This window comes from Mangrovihabitans endophyticus, assembly GCF_014646155.1.
GTDB classification, from domain to species: Bacteria; Actinomycetota; Actinomycetes; order Mycobacteriales; family Micromonosporaceae; genus Actinoplanes; species Actinoplanes endophyticus.
In genome coordinates this window covers 1-646 of the sequence record NZ_BMMX01000150.1, presented here as the reverse complement: position 1 = coordinate 646, position 646 = coordinate 1, and the positions used below count along the sequence as shown (strand labels likewise).

Genomic DNA, 646 nt, shown 5'->3' with positions numbered 1-646 from the left:
ATGGTAAGTCTAAATTGATACACGCTTCGCTTGAGGAATATTGCAAAATATTTCCCAGATAAATGGCCATCCATTGACAGAACCCGGCTTATTCTAATGCTTAACTGCGTGTTGATTTTTTAAATAAAGTTTTAATCATTTTATTTTTTTTATTTTTTACCTAATTATTGCTTAAATCTTAAAGATTTGTGTTACACTCTGTAAAATTAAAATCAAAGGGGATAGCGTGTTAGAAAAATCTTTTTTAAAAAGCAAGCAATTGGTTTTATGCGGATTGGGTGTTTTGATGTTGCAAGCTTGCACTTGCCCAAACACTTCACAAAGAAATTCTTTTTTACAAGATGTGCCTTATTGGATGTTGCAAAATCGCAGTGGGTATATCACGCAAGGAGTGGATAGCTCGCACATTGTAGATGGTAAGACAACTGAAGAGATAGAAAAGATCGCTACCAAAAGAGCGACAATAAGAGTGGCGCAAAATATCGTGCATAAACTCAAAGAGGCTTACCTTTCCAAATCCAATCGCATCAAGCAAAAGATCACTAATGAAATGTTTATCCAAATGACACAGCCCATTTTTGACAGCTTGATGAATGTGGATCGTTTGGGGATTTATATCAATCCTAACAATGAGGAAGTGTTTGCG

Annotated in this window: 1 protein-coding gene; it reads left to right on the top strand. The window is 35.3% G+C overall.

Going from position 1 to position 646, the window contains the following annotated elements; all coding sequences use genetic code 11:
* Positions 1–226: 226 nt before the first annotated feature.
* Positions 227–646 (top strand): tumor necrosis factor alpha-inducing protein (locus IEY73_RS34645; RefSeq protein WP_189083237.1); only part of this gene is annotated, 420 nt, incomplete at its 3' end.